Source organism: Thiorhodococcus mannitoliphagus, from assembly GCF_010915725.1.
Lineage (GTDB): Bacteria > Pseudomonadota > Gammaproteobacteria > Chromatiales > Chromatiaceae > Thiorhodococcus > Thiorhodococcus mannitoliphagus.
In genome coordinates, this window is record NZ_JAAIJR010000271.1 from 1 (window position 1) to 2,813 (window position 2,813).

The 2,813-nt window shown below is 62.4% G+C and carries 3 protein-coding genes and 1 pseudogene; 3 read left to right on the forward strand and 1 reads right to left on the reverse strand.

The features are described 5' to 3' along the window. The 3 genes and pseudogenes from G3480_RS25940 to G3480_RS25950 form a co-directional block, all read left to right on the forward strand. On the forward strand, window positions 1-384 hold a 384-nt coding region (locus G3480_RS25940), incomplete at its 5' end, for a GGDEF domain-containing protein (protein WP_164657098.1). 122 nt (window positions 385-506) lie between these two features. After that, window positions 507-701 (forward strand): hypothetical protein, encoded by a 195-nt coding sequence (locus G3480_RS25945; RefSeq protein ID WP_164657099.1) that lies wholly within the window; start codon window positions 507-509, stop codon window positions 699-701. Continuing rightward, window positions 640-849 (forward strand): annotated as a pseudogene (locus G3480_RS25950) (PD-(D/E)XK nuclease domain-containing protein); the annotation flags it as partial. The gene G3480_RS25945 and the pseudogene G3480_RS25950, both read left to right, overlap by 62 nt. A gap of 61 nt (window positions 850-910) precedes the next feature. Here the strand turns inward: G3480_RS25950 and G3480_RS25955 are convergent. Next, window positions 911-2,200: a citrate synthase gene (locus tag G3480_RS25955; RefSeq protein ID WP_164657100.1), complete on the reverse strand. Its 1,290-nt coding sequence runs from the start codon at window positions 2,198-2,200 to the stop codon at window positions 911-913. Window positions 2,201-2,813 lie beyond the last annotated feature (613 nt).

Here is a 2,813-nt window from a genome sequence, read left to right on the forward strand (position 1 = left end):
GACAGCTATGGGCACCAGGCCGGCGACCAAGTCTTGCAGCAGGTCGCTGCATTGATCCGCGAACAGTGCCGCAACACCGATCTGCCGGGGCGGTGGGGTGGGGAGGAGTTCCTGATCATCTGCCCGGAGACCGAGGCCGGTGCCGCGTTGGTGTTGGCGGAACGTCTGCGCGTGCGCATCGAGGTGTCTCAGTTCGACCGGGTTCAGCACCAGACCATCAGCCTCGGGCTGGCTAACTTCATCGCCGACGATACGCCGGATAGCCTGCTGGCGCGCGCCGACGCCGCGTTGTATGAGGCGAAAAGGCTTGGTCGCAACCGCGTCGAAATCGGCGTCAACCTGGATGAGTCGGCCGTGACGGCGACAACGCTCGGCGGAGTCTAGCGCGGCGATGCCTCAGACCAACGAGAACTCAGCACCGTGATGCGCGACCTTTGCGTTGCCGCGAGTGGGCCAAGCCAGATGATCAGCGACATGGCAGCACGCTTTAGTCATCGACGGCCAGCGTGAGACCAATCTCCGCCAAGAAGCGCCAAACCTGGCTCCCAGGGCTCGACCGGCTCGCAAAGGATGCCGCCCTGCGCTCAGCCTTCGATGTCGACCGCATCACCGCCGAGGTGCTGATGTTCCAGAGCGGATCGGCTGGACATGGCGGTTCGGTTCAACGGCCAGACCTATCTCTTCGAATTCAAGGTCGTTGAGCTAACGCCAGAGGGACGCGCCTTGCAGCAGATCCAAGCGCGCGGCTACGCCGACAAGTACCTTGCCGACGGCCAGCCCATCCACCTGATCGGCGTCGAATTCAGTCGCGAGCATCGCACGGTCTTAAGATTCGAGGTCGAGACGCTCGCCGTTGACTCACTCCGGGTAGAGCGGCCGGTTAGCCGGCGTCTCTACCCGAAGATAGCCGTCAGGATCGAGCGTCCCTCGGAACGTGATCGGTCACGCCTGGCCCGACGTAGATCTGGCGCGGACGCGCGATCCGGCTGCCCTGCGTTTGGGCCTGCTCCCACCAATGGGCGATCCAGCCAGGCAGTCGGCCGATGGCGAACATGACCGTGAACATATTGGTCGGGATGCCGATGGCGCGCATGATGATGCCGCTGTAGAAATCGACATTGGGGTAGAGCTTGCGCTCGACGAAGTAAGGATCCTCCAGCGCGATCTCTTCGAGCTTGCGGGCGATGTCGAGCAGCGGATCCTTGTACCCGAGCGTGGGCAGGAGCCGCTCGGCCACCTTGCCCAGCATCTTGGCGCGCGGGTCGAAGTTCTTGTAGACCCGATGCCCGAAGCCCATCAGCCGCACCTTGCTGTCCTTGTCCTTCGCGAGCCGCACGTACTCTTCCGGGCTGATCTGGCCCTGATGAATCTGCTCAAGCATGTCCAGCACCGCGGCATTGGCGCCGCCATGCAGCGGCCCCCAAAGGGCACAGACACCCGCGGCGCAGGAGGCGAAGAGATTCGCCTGGCTCGATCCGACCATCCGAACCGTCGAGGTCGAGCAGTTCTGCTCGTGGTCCGCGTGCAGCAGCAGCACCAGGTTGATGGCATCGCGCACGATCGGGTCGCACAGGTGCTCCGCATAGGGCTGCGAGAACATCATGTGCAGAAAGTTCGGCACATAGCGCAACGCCGGATTGGGGTAGATGTAGGGCTGGCCCACCGAGTGGCGATAGGCATAGGCCGCGATCGTGCGAATCTTGCTGATGAGCCCGGCCGCCGCGACCCGGAAGCGATCGGCGTCCTCCAGTTCGAAGAGTTCCGGGTGGAAGCAGGACAAGGCGTTGATCATGGCCGAGAGGATGGCCATGGGCGGCGCCGAGCGCGGGAAGCCCTCGAAGTGGTGCTTCATGCTCTCGTCGAGGTTGGCACAGGCCGTCAGGTTGTCCGCGAAGGCCTTGTACTCGTCCGCGCTCGGCAGATGCCCAAAGATGAGCAGCCAGGCGACCTCGACGAAATTCGGCGCCTGCTCGAACTGCTCGATGGGGATGCCGCGATAGCGGAGAATCCCCCGCTCGCCATCGATGAAGGTGATGGCGCTCTCGCAGCTCCCGGTATTGCCGTAACCCGGATCGAGCGTGATATGCCCGGTTCGCGCTCGCAGATTCTGAATGTCGATGGCGCGCTCGCCCTCGGCCCCTTCGATGACAGGAAATCGATATTCAGTTTCACCCAGGATCAGGATCGCGTCATTGGACATACATCAGATCTCAGCTTGTCGTAAGAACCCAGGAAATCGTCCGGGGTCGCCCCTTCCCGCCACGCGATCGCGCTGCGCAGGTGCATGATGTACTTCTGGATCACGTCGATGACCGGATGCATCTCAAACTTGGGATTGCGCAGGAAACCTAGCAGTAGCTCGGTGTGGCGAGTTCCGGTAGCAGTATACGTAACTCGCGAGAAGGGCGAGCGTCAGCTTTCCCCTCGACTGCGGACTCCGACGGACAAAGCTCCACTGTCCGGCGTTGGCCGAGTTCCGTCGGATCGGGGAAGGACAGCGGTCGCTGACGACCCGGAAGGCTCAGTCCATCCGACCGCCTTAGCGACCGCAGTCCGGCGCGCACCGGACGCTCCTCGCATTCCATCATGTGCTCGGGACTGTACAGGATGGCTTCGATCTTTTTACTCACTCGAAGGCTCGGCGGTCGCCGTGTGTTGACTCGTGGGTCAAGGAAGCAACTTAGATTATGGTGTGGAATGCCATAACGAAAGCTGGCAAGCTGTTGTGCCATGAAGGCGCGTCAGCTCTTCCGCTACAAGGCCCGCCAGGGTGACCTCATCTGTGAAATGGTCATCTGGGCGTTGCCAGCCAC

What these genes read in the sequence shown, in the direction of transcription:
- G3480_RS25955 (WP_164657100.1), bottom strand. Translation starts at nt 2,200, where the DNA reads ATGTCCAATGACGCGATCCTGATCCTGGGTGAAACTGAATATCGATTT.